At 55.6% G+C, this 18,913-nt stretch carries 17 protein-coding genes; 10 read left to right on the plus strand and 7 right to left on the minus strand.

Translation table 11 applies throughout. The annotated features are described in order from the left end of the window. Window positions 1–12: 12 nt before the first annotated feature. Both ABJ205_RS06340 and ABJ205_RS06345 read left to right on the plus strand, forming a co-directional pair. Window positions 13–588: a LemA family protein gene (locus ABJ205_RS06340; protein WP_348155660.1), complete on the plus strand. Its 576-nt coding sequence runs from the start codon at window positions 13–15 to the stop codon at window positions 586–588. 167 nt (window positions 589–755) lie between these two features. After that, entirely contained in the window at window positions 756–1,961 is a 1,206-nt protein-coding gene (locus ABJ205_RS06345) for a type III PLP-dependent enzyme (protein WP_348155658.1), read from the plus strand. A 115-nt stretch (window positions 1,962–2,076) separates the two neighbouring features. Here ABJ205_RS06345 and ABJ205_RS06350 read toward each other — a convergent pair whose 3' ends face one another. Continuing rightward, window positions 2,077–4,050 (minus strand): hypothetical protein, encoded by a 1,974-nt coding sequence (locus ABJ205_RS06350; protein WP_348155656.1) that lies wholly within the window; start codon window positions 4,048–4,050, stop codon window positions 2,077–2,079. Between the two features lie 321 nt (window positions 4,051–4,371). Here ABJ205_RS06350 and ABJ205_RS06355 point away from each other — a divergent pair, with 321 nt between their 5' ends. The 3 genes from ABJ205_RS06355 to ABJ205_RS06365 all read left to right on the plus strand — a co-directional run bounded on the left by ABJ205_RS06355 (window position 4,372) and on the right by ABJ205_RS06365 (window position 7,352). Next, on the plus strand, window positions 4,372–5,325 hold the full coding sequence (locus ABJ205_RS06355; protein WP_348155654.1) for a carbon-nitrogen hydrolase family protein: 954 nt from the start codon (window positions 4,372–4,374) through the stop codon (window positions 5,323–5,325). A 126-nt stretch (window positions 5,326–5,451) separates the two neighbouring features. After that, entirely contained in the window at window positions 5,452–6,387 is a 936-nt protein-coding gene (locus ABJ205_RS06360; RefSeq protein WP_348155653.1) for a tetratricopeptide repeat protein, read from the plus strand. Beyond that, window positions 6,363–7,352 carry a hypothetical protein gene (locus ABJ205_RS06365; protein WP_348155651.1) on the plus strand — a complete coding sequence of 330 codons (990 nt, stop codon included), beginning with the start codon at window positions 6,363–6,365 and terminating at the stop codon, window positions 7,350–7,352. The genes ABJ205_RS06360 and ABJ205_RS06365 overlap by 25 nt, the downstream gene beginning before the upstream one ends. Window positions 7,353–7,361: 9 nt before the next feature. Here the strand turns inward: ABJ205_RS06365 and ABJ205_RS06370 are convergent, their stop codons facing one another. From ABJ205_RS06370 to murI, 4 genes are all read right to left on the minus strand, one after another. Continuing rightward, window positions 7,362–8,063: a nitroreductase gene (locus tag ABJ205_RS06370; RefSeq protein WP_348155649.1), complete on the minus strand. Its 702-nt coding sequence runs from the start codon at window positions 8,061–8,063 to the stop codon at window positions 7,362–7,364. A gap of 102 nt (window positions 8,064–8,165) precedes the next feature. Further along, window positions 8,166–9,017 carry a TauD/TfdA family dioxygenase gene (locus tag ABJ205_RS06375; protein ID WP_348155647.1) on the minus strand — a complete coding sequence of 284 codons (852 nt, stop codon included), beginning with the start codon at window positions 9,015–9,017 and terminating at the stop codon, window positions 8,166–8,168. Between the two features lie 577 nt (window positions 9,018–9,594). After that, window positions 9,595–10,815, minus strand: coding sequence for a 5-aminolevulinate synthase (gene hemA, locus ABJ205_RS06380; protein WP_348155645.1), 1,221 nt, complete (start codon window positions 10,813–10,815; stop codon window positions 9,595–9,597). A gap of 168 nt (window positions 10,816–10,983) precedes the next feature. Next, entirely contained in the window at window positions 10,984–11,772 is a 789-nt protein-coding gene (murI, locus tag ABJ205_RS06385; protein ID WP_348155644.1) for a glutamate racemase, read from the minus strand. A gap of 121 nt (window positions 11,773–11,893) precedes the next feature. On the opposite strand from murI, the gene plsY reads away from it, so the two are divergent. The 5 genes from plsY (at window position 11,894) to ABJ205_RS06410 (ending at window position 17,286) form a co-directional block, all read left to right on the plus strand. Beyond that, entirely contained in the window at window positions 11,894–12,490 is a 597-nt protein-coding gene (plsY, locus tag ABJ205_RS06390; RefSeq protein ID WP_348155642.1) for a glycerol-3-phosphate 1-O-acyltransferase PlsY, read from the plus strand. Further along, the gene (gene dprA / locus ABJ205_RS06395; protein WP_348155640.1) at window positions 12,487–13,626 is read left to right on the plus strand and encodes a DNA-processing protein DprA; all 1,140 of its coding nucleotides are present in this window, start codon (window positions 12,487–12,489) and stop codon (window positions 13,624–13,626) included. The genes plsY and dprA overlap by 4 nt, the downstream gene beginning before the upstream one ends. 33 nt (window positions 13,627–13,659) lie before the next feature. Next, entirely contained in the window at window positions 13,660–14,373 is a 714-nt protein-coding gene (locus tag ABJ205_RS06400; RefSeq protein ID WP_348155638.1) for a glycerophosphoryl diester phosphodiesterase membrane domain-containing protein, read from the plus strand. Window positions 14,374–14,488: 115 nt separating this feature from the next. Further along, a complete protein-coding gene (gene topA, locus ABJ205_RS06405; RefSeq protein WP_348510021.1) occupies window positions 14,489–17,092 on the plus strand; it encodes a type I DNA topoisomerase in 2,604 nt (867 codons plus the stop codon). Window positions 17,093–17,103: 11 nt separating this feature from the next. Then, entirely contained in the window at window positions 17,104–17,286 is a 183-nt protein-coding gene (locus tag ABJ205_RS06410; RefSeq protein WP_348155634.1) for a hypothetical protein, read from the plus strand. Between the two features lie 111 nt (window positions 17,287–17,397). On the opposite strand, the gene ABJ205_RS06415 is transcribed toward ABJ205_RS06410, so the two are convergent. Both ABJ205_RS06415 and era read right to left on the minus strand, forming a co-directional pair. Next, window positions 17,398–18,000, minus strand: coding sequence for a hypothetical protein (locus ABJ205_RS06415; protein ID WP_348155632.1), 603 nt, complete (start codon window positions 17,998–18,000; stop codon window positions 17,398–17,400). After that, window positions 17,981–18,889, minus strand: coding sequence for a GTPase Era (gene era / locus ABJ205_RS06420; protein ID WP_348155631.1), 909 nt, complete (start codon window positions 18,887–18,889; stop codon window positions 17,981–17,983). The genes ABJ205_RS06415 and era overlap by 20 nt, the downstream gene beginning before the upstream one ends. Window positions 18,890–18,913 lie beyond the last annotated feature (24 nt).

Raw genomic sequence — 18,913 nt, forward strand, 5'->3', positions numbered from 1 at the left:
GAGGGATGGACGATGGTTGATATTTTTGGATGGTTCTGGACTTCGGCGGTGTTCGTCATCGCCTTTGGAAGTCTTATTGGCGTCATCTCAATCTACAACTCGCTTGTGCGCCTGCGTCAAAATGTGAACCAGGGCCGTGCGGATATTGATGCGCAATTGCGCCAACGCCACGACCTTATTCCTAACCTTGTGGAAGCGGTCAAAGGCTATGCAGGCCATGAGAAATCGACGCTTGAGAATGTGATTAAGGCACGTAGCACGGCTGCTAAGGGCGAGCCCGATAGCGGCAGCGAACAAGGACTTAAGATCGCGCTCGACAATCTGCTTGCTCTTGGTGAGGATTATCCTGACCTTCGCGCGTCAGAGAATTTTCAAGAACTTCAGTCGGAACTGGCTGATATTGAAGACAAGCTTGCGGCGGCTCGCCGCGCATTGAACGCAGCAGCAGCTCAGTTCAATTCAGCACGCGAAGCATTCCCTGCCGTCCTGTTTGCAAGCCTCCTTGGTTTCAAAGAAGCCGACTTCAACACGCTTGATCCGTCAGAGCGCGGGGTCGTCGATCAGGCACCTAAGGTTGCCTTTTCATAAATATCACGTCTCCCGGGAACTTATCCGGGAGGTAACGATTTTGATTGCAGGCCTGCGCAGATGTTGTATTTGCGCAGGCCTTGCTGCCCCAAGGGACGATTTCTACCGCAAGGCAGCCCTGTTGAAACGCTTACGGTTTGCGAACCGTTTTAAGGGGGCCCCTTGAGTTGTACGTTTATCCTGACGCAAAGGCTGTAGCGCGGGCCCTAGAGCCCGACGAGCCCATCATCCTAAATCGACCACACGCAGCCCGCCGCGCTGCAAGGTTCTTTGTCGAGAAATTTCCCGGCAAGACTCTCTATGCCGTGAAGGCAAACCCTGCGCCTGATTTGATTCAAGTGCTGTGGGAGGCGGGCATTACCCACTATGATGTCGCCTCAATCGCTGAGGTTCGTTTGGTGCGCGAAGCTCTGCCGGATGCTGAACTTTGTTTTATGCACCCGATCAAGCGCCGCCGGGTTATTGCCGAGGCTTACCACACACAAGGCGTCAAAACCTTCAGCCTCGACACCATGGAGGAGCTGGAGAAGATCGTAGAGGCCTGCGCGGACCCGGAAACAGGCGAACCTGCTCAGGACCTGCGCCTTTGCGTGCGCATTCGTGTGTCGAGCGAATATGCAGAGCTTTCGCTTGCGGCGAAATTTGGCTGCGACCTCAGCGAGGCACCAGAGATCCTTCAAAAGGCTCGCCAGCATTGCGATTGGCTGGGCGTGTGTTTCCACGTCGGCAGTCAGGCGATGACGCCGTTCGCCTTTGTCCAAGCGATTGACCGCACCCGCGCAGCGATTGGTGAGGCGAGCGTGGTGATCGACATGATTGATGTGGGCGGGGGCTTTCCCAGCATCTATCCGGGCATGGAACCACCTCCACTCGAAGATTACTTTGCGCTGATCCACCAACATTTCGAGGCGCTTCCGGTCGCCTATAACGCGGAACTTTGGTGCGAGCCGGGTAGGGCGCTTTGTGCGGAATACTCCAGCATGATCGTGAGCGTTGATAAACGCCGCGGCAATGAGCTTTACATCAACGATGGCGCATATGGCGCGCTGTATGATGCAGCGCATGTGGGCTGGCGTTTCCCTGTGACGGCGCTTGAAGACGATTTGATTGAGCCGCTGGAGGATTTCGCCTTCTACGGTCCAACCTGCGATGATGCGGACTTTATGGCGGGGCCATTCGCACTGCCTGCGGACATTCAAGCAGGCGATTATATAGAGGTCGGCATGTTGGGTGCATATGGCGCAGCGATGAAGACGGGCTTTAACGGCTTTGGCGATGCCGAGGTTGTTACCGTGGCAGACGAGCCGATGGCGAGCCAGTTTGACGGTTCTCGCACACGGCCTGAGGCGGATAATGTGGTGAGCTTGCGGTAAGCGTACGAACGTCGGCTTTGTTGAAGAGAAGCTTGATCGGCTAGTGTCTGAAATTGGGGGGTGGGAGCCGACCTACGAATTTCGCATGAATTGAACGAGAGTGTTTTGTCATCGATCAACGTAACCAGTTAGCCATCGTTCTTACGAAGGGAATACGCTCGATTACCCGATTTCCTACTGAACGGACCACAGAATCTGCATAACCAGGAGCTGACAGGATCGTGTTCACCCTTCTAGCAGCGGAAATGGCGCGCTGTTCCGCGGCTTGATCCCCACCGATAGCGTCTCGAACATCGACCAGCGCATCCGCACTTGCTCGAACTCCAGCAATCGTATTGTCCAGTAAACCGGTGGCTATCGCAGCAGGAAATTCGAACGCTGATATAGGCCCAGGGACGCGCCCGGACCGTACGCCGATGTTGCGAATTCCGTCCATCAATGATCCGGCTGTTTGATTGCGCGGATTTCCAGCAAGTGTTGCGATCCCCTGCAATCTTGCCAAAGCTGCCGTCGTCCTGGACATGTTGCTATTGGCTAAGGCACCGCGCGCATCGCGCAAATCATCCTGCAATGTCGAGGCATAACGCACCACGCGGAACATTTGCGCTGCGGCTTGTTCGTCATAGTCATTGCCGCGAATAGGTTGGGAAAAATGTGCACCGCTTGCTGCCATATGGGCAACGAGAGTTTGCCATGCAGCTGCTTCGTCGGCTGAATGGCTGCTTTGTTCCAACGTATTGATAGCGTCAGTCAATTCAGGATTGTCACGCAATGCGCCGCGTTCGTTCAATAACGCTAGCATCTGAGCTGCACGCTGAGCATCTATAGAACTAGCTGATTGCGAATTCAGCGCATCGATGGCCGATTGCACTAACTCCAACCGCTCGGTACGTGCTCCCGCTTCATCCAGCGAGGCGGTTCGCTCATTGTATTCTGCGATAATACTATCAAGCGCTGAGGTATCGGGTCTCACTAGCGGATTGGTGAAATTTGCAAGACGATTTTTCAATAATGGATTAATTGAGACGTTAGCTCTATTTTTTGGAAGAAACATGACACCGCCCTCGATCCATCTTGCTGTGCCCCAAGTGTCGCCTGGCCCTCTATCGGGATATTGAGCAGAGAACACCTCTCCACTGTTCGCCCAATATCTCCATGTAACTCCGTCAGTTCCGGCCATGCGGAATCCACGCGCGACTTGCATGCCAGATACATACCCATGATCAATCATGTGCTGATTGGTAGCGGCGATATAGGCAGACAGGGTGCCATCTGCCTCCACCCTAAATTCTATCTGTCCACCAATGCCATCAATATCCCAAAGACCGACGACCCAAGACCATTGGCGTTCCAAATCATCCGTAGGTGCAGCCCCTGCTAAAAGGCCATCTGGCCCGCTGCCAATGTCAGCAATCTCAATCGTGTCGCCGCCGTCATCGATATCGCCGGAATTGGGTAAGTTTGAGTTGGGCGGTGGCTCTTCACAATCCGATGGCCTGTAACTGCTAGCGTCTTTATAGTTCTTGAGCGCGGCCTCATACTCAACCAGCGCTTTGCGAGACGAAATGGTGCTGTTGCCGCCTAGCGCTCGTGCAGCTTCGGCTCGTTGCTTGTAAAGGCCTACGACCATCTGAAGCTTTGCCAGTTTTTCACTTGTATAATCTGGAGCACAAACTTCCTTGAAGAAAATGACTGAACGTTCAAGCGAGGCGGGATCGCAGGAACCGTACAAATTTTGGTCATAGTCACGCAGCAGGATTCCTGCGTGGTAAAGGTCTTGGCGTCTATCAGCACGATCCCTGCGCTGATTAGCATCTTGAGGTTGCGGCGAAGTAGAAAGCAGGGTGTGATTGTCCGACACTGTGTCTCTTGTGCTACGCAACTCGGCTCTAAGTTCAGCATATTGCCCGAGGTGGCACGTGCGCATGATCGTAACGACCCGGGCCTCAAATAGACGCTTCATTCGTTGCATAGTCGGACCATCTTGCGTCGAAACCCCTGGCTGCGCAGCAGCTCCGCTGCTTATCAATGATGCACTGATAGCCAACGCGATCATTGTCGACCGGACTATCGATTTTGGATTGCCCATGCTGATTGTTCCCTCTGCTGCCGTGACGCTGTACAATGCACGTTGCGACAAAAAGGCTAGGCGGACGTATTTTCCCGCACATCATGCAAATTGATTACATGGGTAAGTTCTGGTGGAATGTTGTCAGACTAACTGAAACTTTCCCCTCATTGCGCACAGATGCCAAAGTCCGCACTTGGGTCGGAAGCTGAAGGACCGCATTCAGGCTTCAACTACCGGCACGCAGTTTTGACACAAAACTTCGCATAGATTCGCTAGCAATTACGCAGCTTAGTCAGATTGAAACTTGCTCTTCGTTCGATGCGTGGCCATTGCTCACAAATGACCAAAGCCACACTCGCCGCCCTCCAGATCGGCTCTGACCCTAAAGGCAAAACCGAAACGCTCGCCAAGATCCTTGCACGAGAACCAGAATTGGCCAGCGCCTCACCCGACATTCTCGTCATGCCCGAAGCACTGCTTGGCGGGTATCCCAAGGGTTCGGATTTTGGCACTCGCTTGGGGTATCGCTTGCCAAGAGGGCGCGAAGATTTTGAGCGATATTACAACAATGCGGTTGATCTGGACGGGGCAGAGATTGCGGAACTAAGCGATCTGTCCAAACGCCTTGGCACGATCATCGTTCTTGGCGTGATCGAGCGTGGCGGAAATTCGCTATATTGCACCGCGCTCTTTATCACGCCTGATGAAGGGCTGGTTGCAAAACACCGCAAGCTTATGCCCACGGGCGCTGAACGGCTGATCTGGGGCCTTGGTGATGGTTCGACCATGCCAGTAATCGCCACCGATTTTGGCCGGATTGGCGCAGCGATTTGTTGGGAAAACCACATGCCGCTTTTCCGGGCGGCAATGTATGCAAAGGGCGTCGATATCTGGTGCGCACCCACGGTCGATCACCGCGATGTATGGCAGGCTTCCATGCGTCATATCGCCCATGAAGGGCGCTGCTTCCTTGCCAGCGCCTGCCAGTACCAGCCGAGCCCAGAGGCGCTTGGGGTCAAGGCCGACGGCTGGGGCGATGAACGCGATCTGATCGCCGGTGGGAGCTTGATCGTAGGGCCACTGGGCGATGTATTGGCCGGACCTGCCGAGGCAGGCGCGGGACTGGTCACAGCAAAAATTGACCGGGATGAGCTAGTCCGCGCCCGCTATGACTTTGATGTTGTCGGTCACTATTCTCGCCCGGACATCTTTGAACTTCGGGTGGATGAGACACCGCGCCCAGGTGTGCAATTTGTCTCCCAGCACGGCACAGAAAGTTTGGAGAAAGATTGAACCTTTTTATGCTCCCCCTGCACTTACCTCTGATAGGTGAGTAACCAAAGCCCGTCTTCGAACGTACTCAAGACATATGTCTTGCTGATTTCGTGCGCAGGACAGTCTGGTACGGAGAGAATGGCAATGACGAAACGCTTCCAACCCGCAAAGCTCGCAGCTGCACTTTTGATCACGGGCGGCCTTATGGCTACACCGGTCTCGCTAGTTTCGGCCGCAGGTGGAGGAGGCGGTGGCGGCGGCGCAGCTCCCAGCGCGAGTGGACCGCAATACGACCCGGCCGAAGAATATCGTGAGGGCGTTGCCGCATACAACGCAGGCGATTTTGATCAGGCGGCGAGTCATTTCAAAAGGGTCACGCGTGTGGCGCGCCGCAATGGCGAGGCGCATTATCTTTTGGGTGCTTCTTATATGCAGGCAGGCAAACCAAAACGCGCCCGCAAACCGCTTGAAAACGCGGTGAAGTATTCACCTGATCGGATCGAGGCGAAACGCGATCTCGCGCTTGCTTACATTCAGCTTGAGCGCATGGAAGATGCGCGGGAAATGCTCGCTGAACTCAATGCGCTCAATGCGAATTGTGGCGGTTCATGTGCAGATCAAGCTGTCCTGACCCAATCCGTTGCTGCGGTTGAGAAAGCGATGGGCGGCGAAGCACAAGCCAGCCTTGGACCTTCGCTCAAGGAATTCGCTGATCTCAGCGCCAATGATGCGCTTTATTATCAAGCCGTCAGCGCGATCAACCGTGATGAGCATGAGGAAGGCCTTCGCTACCTTCGCAAGGCCGCCTTGGCGTTTGGCCCACACCCCGACATCCTCACATATCAGGGCTTTGCCAACCGTAAACTTGGCCGTTTTGATGCGGCGCAATCCTATTACGACCGCGCTTTGAACGTTGCGCCAAATCATCTCGGCGCGCTTGAATATTACGGCGAATTGAAGGTTGAGCGCGGCGATATCTCCGGTGCGAAGGATAATCTCGCCAAGCTTGATGCCATCTGCGATTTTGGCTGTTTTGAAGCAGAGGAACTGCGCACTTGGATCGTAAAAGCGCAATCCTGATAACCTTTGCTGCCGCCGCGTTTGGCCTTTCGGCCTGCGCGGCGCAGCATTCACAGTTGAGTTTGCGCGAAACTGCCTGGCTTGCTGCTGATGGACAGTTGGAGGCGCTTTCGAGCGAACCCCATGTTGATCGCGAGGCGCTCTTTGTTGCAGCAATGGATAGTGAGCTGGCGGATCACTATGCGTCGCCCGAGTCCTTGCGCAATGATCTGTTGGTGGGCGAATTCTTATTTGAGGCACCGCTCTTGCTTGGCGGGCAAGCAGCGAAGGCGGGTATTTCGTGCCATTCGTGTCATGTGAACGGAACCGACAATCCGCATTTCCTGTTTCCTGCGATCTCAGGAGAAGCAGGGACGGCCGACACCACCCACAGCTTCTTTAGCAAATCACTGGGAAATCAAACGTTCGACCCTATTGTCATCCCTGATTTGACGATGGCCGACAAGGTCGATCACAGTATGAAGAGCGGTGAACTCGAAGCCTTTTTGACCACAATCATCATTGGCGAATTTTCAGGCGCTGCCGCACCTTCCAGCACACTCGCCCCGATTGCGACCTATGTGAGGGCCCTGCGCCTCTCCGGCCCGCGACAAGAGCCCATCCGAAACCCGCGTAGTTTGACGCAGGATTTTGCCGATCTTCGTTTGGCCGTTGATCAAGCGATGCACCGGGCACGCAATGCTGAGAGTGAATTGGCCGCCTTGCTGCTTTCCAGCGGGCAGAGCCAAATACGTTCAATCCACGAGCGAGTGAACCGCACAAGCCACACCCATTTGCGTAATTGGCTGATCGAGCGTTCGCGAGAGATGGGTGCGCTGAGACAGCGGTTAAATGCGCGCGATCCTGACGCGCAAAACCAACTCGCCGCGTTGCAAGAGCGACTGCGATCAATGCCCGATATCACAGATGCCGAGGCTGACAGCCTCTACAATCCAGAGGTGTTAGCCAAAGCTCTTAGACAATAGAGCAGCGCGTCATTCAAACCCCACAAACCGCGCAGCCTCGCTCACCTCGCGGCGCACGATCTTCACTGGGTTCGCGGGAAAATCCGGATCGGGCCAGCCAAGGGCAACCGCTTTCATGATGACTTGGGTTTCTGGAATGCCTGCATGTTCGCGCACCACGGGACTTTGCATAATGCCTTGTGAGTTGATCACGCAGCCAAGGCCTTTTGACCATGCGGCATTGACCAGAGCGGTTGTGGCCGCGCCGCAGTCGAAGACGGTGTCGTCGGCGTCTTCCAGCTCTTTGTCATAGGTGATGATGACGCACACGGGCGCGTCGAATTGCCTAAACCCACGCAGCACCCAATCCTGACGTTTTTCCTTATCATCGCGGCCAATGCCCATGGCTTCGAACAATTGGATTGCGCAGCCCACTTGGCGGTCACGGTGAACGCCTTGGAAAGCGTGACCTTTGCGGAATTCACGGCTGTCGGGTTCACCGGCAAGAATGCGCTCCGTATTGCCTTTGCGAATGCGATCAAGCGGCTCACCGGTAATGACATGCCAATGATAGGGCTGCGTATTCATCGACGAAGGCGAGCGCATGGCCATTGCCAGCACCTCTTCGAGCAATTCTTGCGGAACGGGCTTATCGAGATAGCCCCTGATTGACCGCCGCCCGTTTACAACTTGCGCGTGAGTTTGTGTTTCATCGCCGTATTCATTGGCCACTGTAGGCTCTCCCGTACTCTGTTTGGTGAGGAGGGGTAGCGCAGCTTTGGCCAAGCGCAAAGGACGCTACGGAAGCGGGACGCCTATGGAGTGAAATATGGCCTAAAAGTAAGGGCGGTCGCCTGCAATCGTTACCCGTTCCATCACGCGCTTTGCGGGGAAATAGTCAGAGACCGCCAAATGTTGGCACACGCGGTTGTCCCAAAACGCGATGGAGCCCTTTTGCCAGCGGAAACGGCATTGGATTTCGACATCCCATGCGGTCTTATACAGCTGGTCGAGGACCCATTCGCTTTCTTGCTTGGAAAGCCCCTCAATATGGCTGGTGAAGCCATTGTTGACATAGACCACCCGCTCACCCGTCTCGGGATGCGTGCGGATTACGGGGTGGCGGATGGGCGGATATTTCTCGTGGAGGTCGGCGGGCGCCTTATCGAGGCGTTTGGCAAACACACGGGCAATATCGTGCACCGCGGTCAGGCCTTCGCAAAAGCGCTTCATCTGTTCGCTTAGGCGTTCATAGGCGAGGTGCATATTGGCAAAGCAGGTGTCGCCTCCGCATTCGGGCACTTCGCGCGCCATAAGGATGGAGCCCAAGGACGGCTCCTCGCGCCATGTCACATCAGAGTGCCAATTGTTCTCCTGACCCCGGCTTTTGGGACCGTGAGCGATGCGCAGAACTTCGGGGTTGGGTTGACCTTTGGGAGTGGCAGGGTGCACCTCCAGATCGCCAAAATGCCGCGCAAAGGAGATGTGCTGTTCCTGCGTCAAATCCTGATCGCGGAAGAAGATTACGCCATATTTCAGGAGGGCTGCGCGCACTTCCGGTACACGGGACGCGATGTCCGATGCACCAAGATCAATGCCATGGATCTCTGCCCCAATCGCTGGTGTCATCGGTCTGATATCAAGCGCGCCGGTGTCGAGTTTTGCCCGATCAAATGTGGTGGCCATTTGTGTCTCTCCCTCTCGTGCAGGGGAGTGTGCCGTTTCGTTCTTGCTACATCAAGTGTATAGCCAAATTGATCGCATTGAGGCTGATTTGACAAATCAGGGTTGAATAGCTTTATGAAGCAATGCTTGAAATTCTCTCCGTTTTTGGATCTCTTAGCTCGATCGCTGCCTTATTGAATCAGCGCAGAGGCCAATTGGGCTTCGCTCAGAACTTGGATATTCCGGCGCAGATTGAAGCAGTAGAAGATGAATTGAATGACAGGCAACGTCGGGCCCTTTCTTTGCAAGGTGCCGAGGAGATCATCAGTCTCCTAGTCATTGATGAAGATCTGCTTCGAGATCTTACTATGCAAATTGAAAAGTGCATTCATTCTTATCGGATGGCTTTGAGGGGACCTAACAGAAGGTATAGAGAACGTGCCGATAGACAGGCTGAACGATGCGTTTGTGAGGCACTCAATCGGATAAGACAGAGGAATCAAGGAACACTTCCGCCTGGGAGATTCTCGGATTGGTGGATTTCCTACCGCTGCCTAGAAGATAATGACTACTGATATTCAGCCGTGTATTGATTTGCTCAAGCCGCCTCGGCGAGCTCCATATCGAGCCGGTCCCAAATCTCGACAAGAGCCTCGGTTAGCTCGGTCATCATCGCTTCGGTGTGATGCGGGCCGGGGGTGAAGCGCAGGCGCTCTGTTCCGCGCGGCACGGTTGGGTAATTGATCGGCTGGACGTAAACGCCGTATTCGGCGAGCAGAATGTCGCTGATCTTCTTGGCGCGCGCTGGATCGCCCACCATCAGCGGCACGATATGCGTGACCGAATCCATCACAGGAAGGCCCGCTTCTGCAAATTGCAGCTTGAGCGTTGCGGCGGCTTGTTGCTGCGCGTTGCGCTCTACGTTGGAGGATTTGAGGTGCTTCACTGAGGCAAGCACGCCTGCAACCAGAACCGGTGACAGCGAAGTCGTGAAGATGAAGCCGGGCGCATAAGAGCGCACGCAGTCGATTACCTTGGTGCTGGCGGTGATGTATCCGCCCATAACGCCGAAGGCTTTGCCCAAAGTGCCCTCGATAATGTCGATGCGGTGGGCTGCGTTATCGCGCTCCGAAATGCCGCCACCGTGTTCGCCGTACATGCCAACCGCGTGCACTTCGTCGATATAGGTAAGGGCGTTGTATTTTTCAGCCAGATCACAAATCGCATGGATTGGGGCGACATCGCCGTCCATGGAATAGACGCTCTCAAAAGCGATCAGCTTAGGCGTGTCGGCGTCTTCTGCGGCCAGAAGCTCTTCCAAATGCGCCAGATCATTGTGGCGGAATACACGTTTTGCGCAACCGGAATTGCGGATGCCTGCGATCATACTGGCATGGTTCAATTCGTCCGAAAAGATCACACAACCGGGCAGCAATTTGGCGAGCGTTGAAAGCGTCGCATCGTTGGAGACATAGCCGCTAGTGAAAAGCAGCGCGCCTTCTTTGCCGTGCAGTTCCGCCAGCTCTTTTTCAAGCTCTACGTGAAGGTGGGTGTTGCCCCCGATATTGCGCGTGCCGCCAGAGCCCGCGCCTACATCGTGCAGCGCGTCTTCCATCGCGCCGATGACAACATCGTGTTGACCCATGCAAAGATAGTCATTGGAACACCAAACCGTGATAGGCTTTGGCCCATTGTGGCCGTGGAAACAACGCGCATTGGGGTAGGCGCCTTTGTTGCGCATGATGTCGATAAAGACGCGGTAACGGCCCTCTTCGTGAAGGCGGTCAATCGCTGAATCAAAAATCTGATCGTAATTCATATGACAGGTTCTTTATCCCAACTTCGCGGCCCGTCTTCAGGCTCGTCGATGTCTCATCTTTATCTCATTCAGGACCATATAACCCGCCAATGGTCCAAAAGTTTCACAGGCGCTGTTTAGCAGGCGATACGCGGATTAAAACCCGTGATCTTTGCGAATGGCTTGCGATTAAAACTGTTCAATCTGATCGATTCCATAGGTTGATAGCACGGGTTTGAGCGCCAAAAAGTGATCCAGATCACCCGTGGTCACTGCGCGGTCAGGCCCGGACCGTTCAAACGTTTCGCCGTCCAGAAGATGCGCGATGCGCCGCGCGATGCCTGCCGCGCCGTCGATAAATTGCACATCGGCAGGCCAGCCAAGGTCAAACACAGCCACATCCGCCAATTCCTCGCGAACAAGGGGGAAGTGGGTGCAGCCAAGGATGACCTGGTCCATGGCCATCGCTTCATCCCTTTCGGTCATAGCGTTAAGCGCCGCGGCCAGCACTTTGCGGTCCGGGGTGCCCCCGCGCAATTTGGTTTCTGCCTCGTAGACAAGCTCGGGTGCAGCATGGCGCAGCAGCGTTTTGTCACTGGCAAAGTTGCGTTCAAGCTCATCGACATAAGGTTGGCGAATGGTGCCAGCGGTGCCGAGCAGGCCGATAACGCCCGTGCGCGTGTTTTCCGCCGCTGGTTTGATTGCAGGGACCGTTCCGACAATCGGAATTTCCAGAACTTCGCGCACCATGCCAAGCGCAATCGTGCTCGCCGTATTGCACGCGATGCAGGCAAGGCGAGGGTGATAACGCTCCGTTATCCGGCCAAGGAGCCCCGCGACCCGCGCGGCAACCTGCGCTTCGGTTTTCTGGCCGTATGGCTGGCCCGCATAATCGGCGGCGAAAAGGATCGGCGCACCGGGCAAAGCTTTGCGCACTTCGCCCAGGACACTCAGGCCGCCGACGCCGGTGTCGAGCAAAAGGATCGGGGAGGCGGGGTCAGAAAGGATTGCTTTTTCTCGACTGCGAACTTGAGGTTCTGTGGTCTATTACTTAGGCATTTGGAAAAGGGAAGCCGCGCAGTGCGGCAGAAAGTGGATCATGGAACCAATACTTGCCGCGATTTTGGGCTATTTGTCGGGCTCAATCCCCTTTGGGCTTTTGCTCACCAAAGCTGCCGGAATGGGCGATGTGCGCGATATTGGTTCGGGCAATATCGGCGCAACCAATGTGCTGCGCACGGGCAATAAGGGGTTGGCCGCGGGCACTTTACTGCTCGACCTTTTGAAAGGGTTTGCGCCTGTTTTTGCCGCAAGTATCATCTGGGCAGGCGATGCGAGTGATGTTGCCAAAGCCTTTGCTGCTGGCGGCGCGGTTATCGGACATTGTTACCCCGTTTGGCTGGGTTTCAAAGGCGGTAAGGGCGTTGCCACCAATGCGGGCGTTTCGTTCGGCCTTGCTTGGGCAATTGGCGGGGCATATGCGCTGATTTGGCTGTCCATGCTCGGCATTTTCCGCATCTCAAGCCTTGCCGGGATGAGCGCCGTTGTAGCTTCTGCGGCGGCCGCTGCCCTGTTTGGGTTCCCACAATTCTTCCCCGTGCTCGCCGCGATTGCAGGCCTCATCATTTATCTCCACCGAGAGAATATCGGGCGTCTGATGAAGGGCGAAGAACCAAGGATTGGCGGCAAGAAGTGAACGATGAGGTGGGGCTTTCGCAGGCAGAAGCCTTCGCCCGCATCCGCCTCCTTCGCTCGCCCAACATTGGCCCCGTTTCCTATCGCCAATTGCTGGCGCGTTTTGGCAATGCGGTTGATGCAATCGACGGCCTGCCTGACCTGGGTTCACGCGGCAAAAAGGCGTACCGTGCAGCGCCCAAAGAAAAGATCGAGCGCGAGATTGAGGGCGTGATTGCCTCAGGCGCGCGCTACCTGTTCCACGATCAAGATCACTATCCAGCGCTGCTTGCCGAGATCGGCAGCTCGCCTCCGATTATCACATGCCGTGGTCATCTCGCCCTCGCGAGCGGGCCTTGCGTTGCCATAGTGGGCGCGCGCAATGCTTCGGGTGCAGCGACGAAACTGGCGCGTGATTGGGCGCGGGAGCTTTCGCAAGGCGGGCTCACCGTGGTCAGCGGCCTTGCGCGCGGTATCGACGGCGCAGCGCACGAAGGCAGCCATCCCAAGACGATCGGCGTGATCGCAAGCGGCATCGACATTGCTTATCCGCCGCAGCACAAAGAGCTTCAAGAAAAGATCGCATCCGAGGGCCTTCTGATCGCAGAACAGCCCCCCGGCACAGAGCCGCGTGGTCGCCATTTCCCCAGCCGCAACCGCATTATCGCAGGTCTCGCAAGCGGCACATTGGTGGTGGAGGCTGCGCCGAGGTCAGGCTCGCTCATCACTGCAAGGTTAGCAGGCGAAGCGGGCAGGGAGGTTATGGCGATCCCCGGCTCCCCACTCGATCCGCGCTCAGCCGGTTGCAATCAGCTCATCCGCGATGGAGCGGTGCTGGTATCCGAACCACAAGATGTGATTGAACTGCTGGAAACCTTCACCGGAGCCCCGCGATCAACCTACCGCGTGGCCGAAGAGGCCAGCGACTTTAACTACGAAGAGCTAAGCAAGCTGGAGTGGGGTGAGGCGAAAGCTTCGGGTGATGAAGCAGACACGATTGGCCGCTTGCTTACCAAAGCTCCCATTGGAGTGGATGAACTCATCCGCCAATCTGGCTCGCAGCCCGCTGCGGTGCAAATGGTGCTGCTTGAATTGGAGCTGTCGGGTGAGCTGGAACGCCATGACGATGGCGGCGTGAGCCGGATGCAGCGTGAATGAGCGAGATCACGGCAACTGTAAAATGGGGGCTAAATGAACGACAGAGCAGGTCTTTCGAGCTTTCTCAACGGAACCGTTGACGAGCTTCGCAACAACAGAAACATCGCATTGGTTTACCTTGCGATCATGATCCCTCTGGGCGCTCTTTCGGGATACTTCAATCCGGAAGACGTGGGGGACTCGTTCGGTATGGGGTTGGTGATTGATGAGGCTTTGCTTTCGCAAGGTCCTTTGGCAGTTATTGTTGTGTTTGCCACATTTGTCGTTGGACTTGTCGCTCACTACTGGCTCATCGCAGCCATGACCTGGCAGACCTCATCTCCCAGTTTCGATCGTTTCCTTCCGTTCGTCGGTATCACCATCCTGTCTTGGATCGGTATTGGGCTTGGCTTGATTGTCTTGCTGATTCCCGGCATCTACCTTGCTGTGCGTTGGGTCGCAGTCTTGCCATTGGTGCTAACACGCGATGATCAGGCAATGGATGCATTTGGCGACAGCAACCAGCTCACCAGAGGTTACGGCTGGTCGATTTTTGGCGCAAGTCTGATCTTGTTTCTTGCCGTTGGTGCCTTCACAATTGTGGTCGGGGTCTTCTCTGTCAGTTTGGCTGGCATTGGTGCGATTGTTACCGCATTATCGGCGGCTGTCCTCGAAAGCATCTCCTCAGTGATCTTTGCGGGCTTTACCGTGACTGTCTATCGCCAGCTGGGCACCAATCAGGAAGAGCCCGCAGACGCCTTCAAATAATCGCATTCGAACAGGGCTCTTGCCGTGAGCCCCTCATAAACCTACTTGACGCGAAAGCGAACGAGGTCCCACCCTCGCGCGTACGTACACGTGTAAGGAAATCGAACCCTCTCTCATGCAGCTTGTCATTGTTGAATCGCCCGCGAAGGCGAAGACTATTGAGAAATATCTCGGCGGCGACTTTAAAGTCCTCGCCTCATACGGCCACATCCGCGATCTGCCGCCTAAGGACGGCAGCGTGGTGCCAGATGATGGCTTTTCCATGAGCTGGGAGGTGTATTCCGACAAGCGCAACCGCGAACAGGTCAAAGCGATCTCTGACGCGGCGAAGGGCGCATCGCGCCTTGTTCTCGCGACCGACCCTGACCGGGAAGGGGAAGCGATCAGTTGGCATGTTATGGACGTTTTGAAGAAACGCAAAGCGCTGCCCACCAAGGTTGACCGGGTGACGTTCAACTCGATCACGAAGAAGGCTGTGACCGAGGCAATGCAGGCCCCGCGCGAACTCGATCAACCTTTGATTGACGCCTATTTGGGCCGCCGTGCGCTCGACTACCTGTTTGGATTTACGCTCTCGCCCGTTCTTTGGCGCAAGCTGCCGGGAGCAAAGTCCGCTGGCCGTGTGCAATCGGTGGCTTTGCGTTTGATTGTTGAGCGTGAGCGCGAGATTGAGGCGTTTAAGCCTGACGAATATTGGTCGGTGCTTGCCAAGCTTGAACATGCCGGAACCGAGTTTGACGGGCGGCTGGTGCGGTTCAAAGGCGAAAAGCTGGAGAAATTGAGCCTTGGCCAAGAGGCACAAGCGATGGAGGCGAAAGCCGCTGTCGAAGGCGGGCGCTTTACTGTCGAGAACGTTGAGAAAAAGCCGCTCAAACGCAATCCGGCCCCTCCGTTCACAACATCGACCATGCAACAAGAGGCCGCGCGTAAACTCGGCTTCTCCGCCAGCCAGACCATGAGCGCAGCGCAGCGCCTTTATGAAGCCGGTGCGATCACGTACATGCGGACCGACGGCGTCCAGATGGATGGCAGCGCGATTGCCGCGTGTCGCCATGAAATTGGTGACCGGTATGATGCGGGATATTGCCCTGAAAAACCGCGCTTTTACTCAACCAAAGCCAAGAACGCGCAAGAAGCGCACGAGGCGATCCGACCAACGAATTTCTCGAAAGACCGCGCCGGTAGCGGCGATGAGGGCAAGCTTTATTCGCTGATCTGGAAGCGGGCGATGGCGTCGCAAATGGCAACCGCGCAATTGGAGCGGACGACCGTTTCCATGGTGGATGCCACGGGCCAACATGAACTGCGCGCGACGGGTCAGGTCGTGGTCTTCCCCGGCTTCTTTGCAATCTATCAAGAGGGCTTTGACGACAAGGAAGAGGATGAAGATGGCCTCCTCCCGGCTTTGAAAGCGGGCGATACGCCAGCGAAAAAATCGGTCGAAGCCACGCAGCACTTTACCCAGCCACCGCCGCGTTTTTCCGAAGCTAGCCTTGTTAAGCGGTTGGAAGAATTGGGGATTGGCCGTCCATCGACCTATGCCTCGACCATCCAAACATTGCGTGACCGCAATTATGTGCGCGTCGAAAGCAAGCGGTTCTTTGCCGAGGAATCAGGGCGGCTGCTCACATCCTTCCTCGAACGTTTCTTCCCGACATACGTCGCTTATGACTTCACCGCAGGGATGGAGGATGAGCTCGACACGGTTTCCGATGGGCGCGAGGATTATAAAGCGCTGCTGGCGAAATTCTGGGAAGATTTCAAACCCAAGGCCGATGAGGTCATGGAAAAACTGCCTTCGGAAGTGACTGAGGCGTTGGACGAATACCTCTCCGACTACCTCTTCCCACCGCGCGAAGACGGCAAGGATGCGCGTCACTGCCCATTGTGCGAGACCGAGGGCCGCGAAAATGGCCGCCTGTCGCTTCGCGGCGGCAAATTCGGCGCGTTTATCGCGTGTCAGAATTACCCCGAATGCAAATTCACCCGCCGCTTTGCACAGCCGGGCGGAGACGATGGATCAGACGATGGCCTGATGGGCGTGCACCCAGAGACGGGCGCGGAAATTCACCGCAAATCCGGGCGCTTTGGCCCTTACGTTGAGATGGAGCATGAGGATAAAAAGTCGCGCGCTTCGATCCCAAAGGACCTCGATGATTTCAACCTAGAGTGGGCAGTAAAACTGCTCGACCTGCCGCGCATCATCGGCCCGCACCCTGAGACGGGTAAGGACATTGAAGCCGCGATTGGCCGCTATGGCCCCTATCTTCGCCACGATGGCAAATATGCCAATATGAAGAACACGATTGATGTGTTTGAAACCGGCATGAACCAAGCGGTTGTGCTGCTCGCAGAAGCGGCCAATCGCAAAGGTGGCCGCGCGAAGGCGGAGCCGATTAAGACGCTGGGTGAACACCCAACCTCTGGCGGCGAGATCAAGGTGATGCCGGGGCGTTATGGCCCTTACGTCACCGATGGCACGACCAATGCGACGATCCCCAAGGACATTAAGCCTGAGGATATTGAGGCGGCCAAGGCGATTGAATTGATCGACGCACGCGCTGCCAAGGGCCCTGCGAAGAAGAAAACTCGCAAGAAGGCTCCTGCCAAGAAGAAGGCGGCGACTAAAAAGGCTCCGGCGAAAAAAGCAGCGGCAAAAAAGCCCGCAGCCAAGAAGAAGGCGCCGACAAAGAAGAAGGCCGCGCCCAAAGCGGAATAGGGGGCGGAGACATGGGCAAAGAGCACTTTGAAAGGCACAAACAGCCGTGGAACGCGGAAGAGGCGGGCCGCTTAAAGCTACTCGCGTCTAAAGGGCAGGGCCTGAAACAAATCGCCAAAGCTTTGAACCGAAGCGAAGATTCCACCAAGAGCTTTGCCAAACAGCAAAAGGTCAAGATCGCTAAGAAGCGCTGAGGGTTGATGCCGCCCGGACCGTCAAGTTCTGGGCCGGTGATGAGCCAAGGTCGGTCACCAGAGCGCTGTATCGTTCTGGATCCCGGATCAAGTCCGGGATGACGGTGGTTCTTAACTGACCCATGATGTGTCGCTGTAAGCGACGCGCCAGACTCCTGTTTCGTCTTTCATCATTAAGACACTCACTCCCTCACCATCTTCGCCTGCATAAGTCACGTGAGCCGAAACTAGAGCTAGCCCTGCATCTGGCGAAACGGCCGGAACTACCATTCCAAAAAAGATCACATTGAAAACGCCATGTTCATCGGCGACTGGTTCGAAACCAGACGGGCTTCTGAAAATATGAGGAAATCGATCTAAGGTTCCGGGGCAAACGTCGGAGAGATGCTCGTCTTGGCGTTCCAGCAAGCCAAAATACAAGGGAAGCAAAGGATTACTGCGATCAGATGGCAGAGCGCTGTCCGACCGAAGAAACTCTCCTAAATCAGCGTCATATCCATGACCTTTCATGAGGTAGATGGGCTTGTCTCCTGTGAACCATTGACCATCTTGCACCACTGAGGTGATAAAATCATGAGCAACCCTGCACTCAAGAGAATCCGTGGGACGTTCAGCATGTTTGAACATTGCCATCACTGCGAAAGAGGTGGCGACTAGAAATAGGATTGTTGAAGGCGGATGCAGTCTCATCACTTCACCCGAAATCCAAGCCAATTTCCTCGTAAATCTCTTTGTCTTCGTCCCAGTTCTCGCTCACTTTTACGTGCAAAAACAGGTGGACCTTAACGCCTAAAATCTCGGCCAATTCCATACGCGCTGCTTCGCCGATAGCTTTGATTTTGCTGCCTTGTTTGCCGAGGATTATCGGCTTTTGGCTGGATTTAGCGATCACGATTTGTTGGCGCACTTCGACGCTTCCGTCTTTGCGCATCTCATAGCTTTCCGGGCGCACCGCTGCATCATAGGGCAGTTCTTCGTGGAGCTGCGCGTAGAGCTGTTCACGGGTAATCTCGGCGGCTAGTAAGCGCTCTGAGGCGTCGGAGACTTGGTCCTCGGGATAGTGCCACGCACCCTCTGGCATAAGGTTCGCAAGAGCAGCCTTCATTTCGGGAACGCCGTCGCCAGAGAGCGCCGAGATGAAGAAAATCTCGTCAAATTCGACCTCGCCTGCCAATTCTTCGGCTAAGGCAAGAAGCGGTTCTTTCTTGGCTTTGTCGACCTTATTCAGGACCAATATCTTGCGTTCAGGGCGCTTGGCCAAAGCCTCAATCAAAGGCAGTAGTTCGTGGCGGCGCTGTTTGATTGGGTCGACGATTAGGAGGACCGCATCGGCCTCACTGGTCGAATCCCAAGCGGCTGAAACCATTGCTCTATCAAGTTTGCGGCGGGGAGCGAAAATGCCGGGTGTATCGACAAGGATCATCTGCACCCGGTCCAGCAACGCAATGCCCAGCATCCGCGCGCGGGTTGTCTGAGCTTTGGCCGAGGTGATCGCGACCTTCTGCCCAACGAGCTGGTTCACTAGTGTCGATTTGCCCGCGTTAGGTGCACCGATTACGGCAACAACGCCGCATTTGATGTCAGTGGTTTGTGTGTCTGTCATAAGTCCTTTTGCCCTCATCAGAGG

Origin of the sequence: Erythrobacter sp. (assembly GCF_039988855.1) — a bacterium.
GTDB lineage: Bacteria > Pseudomonadota > Alphaproteobacteria > Sphingomonadales > Sphingomonadaceae > Erythrobacter.

What these genes read in the sequence shown, in the direction of transcription:
- ABJ205_RS06340 (WP_348155660.1), top strand. Translation starts at nt 13, where the DNA reads ATGGTTGATATTTTTGGATGGTTCTGGACTTCGGCGGTGTTCGTCATC.
- ABJ205_RS06350 (WP_348155656.1), bottom strand. Translation starts at nt 4,050, where the DNA reads ATGGGCAATCCAAAATCGATAGTCCGGTCGACAATGATCGCGTTGGCT.
- ABJ205_RS06355 (WP_348155654.1), top strand. Translation starts at nt 4,372, where the DNA reads ATGACCAAAGCCACACTCGCCGCCCTCCAGATCGGCTCTGACCCTAAA.
- ABJ205_RS06360 (WP_348155653.1), top strand. Translation starts at nt 5,452, where the DNA reads ATGACGAAACGCTTCCAACCCGCAAAGCTCGCAGCTGCACTTTTGATC.
- ABJ205_RS06375 (WP_348155647.1), bottom strand. Translation starts at nt 9,017, where the DNA reads ATGGCCACCACATTTGATCGGGCAAAACTCGACACCGGCGCGCTTGAT.
- hemA (WP_348155645.1), bottom strand. Translation starts at nt 10,815, where the DNA reads ATGAATTACGATCAGATTTTTGATTCAGCGATTGACCGCCTTCACGAA.
- plsY (WP_348155642.1), top strand. Translation starts at nt 11,894, where the DNA reads ATGGAACCAATACTTGCCGCGATTTTGGGCTATTTGTCGGGCTCAATC.
- ABJ205_RS06400 (WP_348155638.1), top strand. Translation starts at nt 13,660, where the DNA reads ATGAACGACAGAGCAGGTCTTTCGAGCTTTCTCAACGGAACCGTTGAC.
- topA (WP_348510021.1), top strand. Translation starts at nt 14,489, where the DNA reads ATGCAGCTTGTCATTGTTGAATCGCCCGCGAAGGCGAAGACTATTGAG.
- ABJ205_RS06410 (WP_348155634.1), top strand. Translation starts at nt 17,104, where the DNA reads ATGGGCAAAGAGCACTTTGAAAGGCACAAACAGCCGTGGAACGCGGAA.
- era (WP_348155631.1), bottom strand. Translation starts at nt 18,889, where the DNA reads ATGACAGACACACAAACCACTGACATCAAATGCGGCGTTGTTGCCGTA.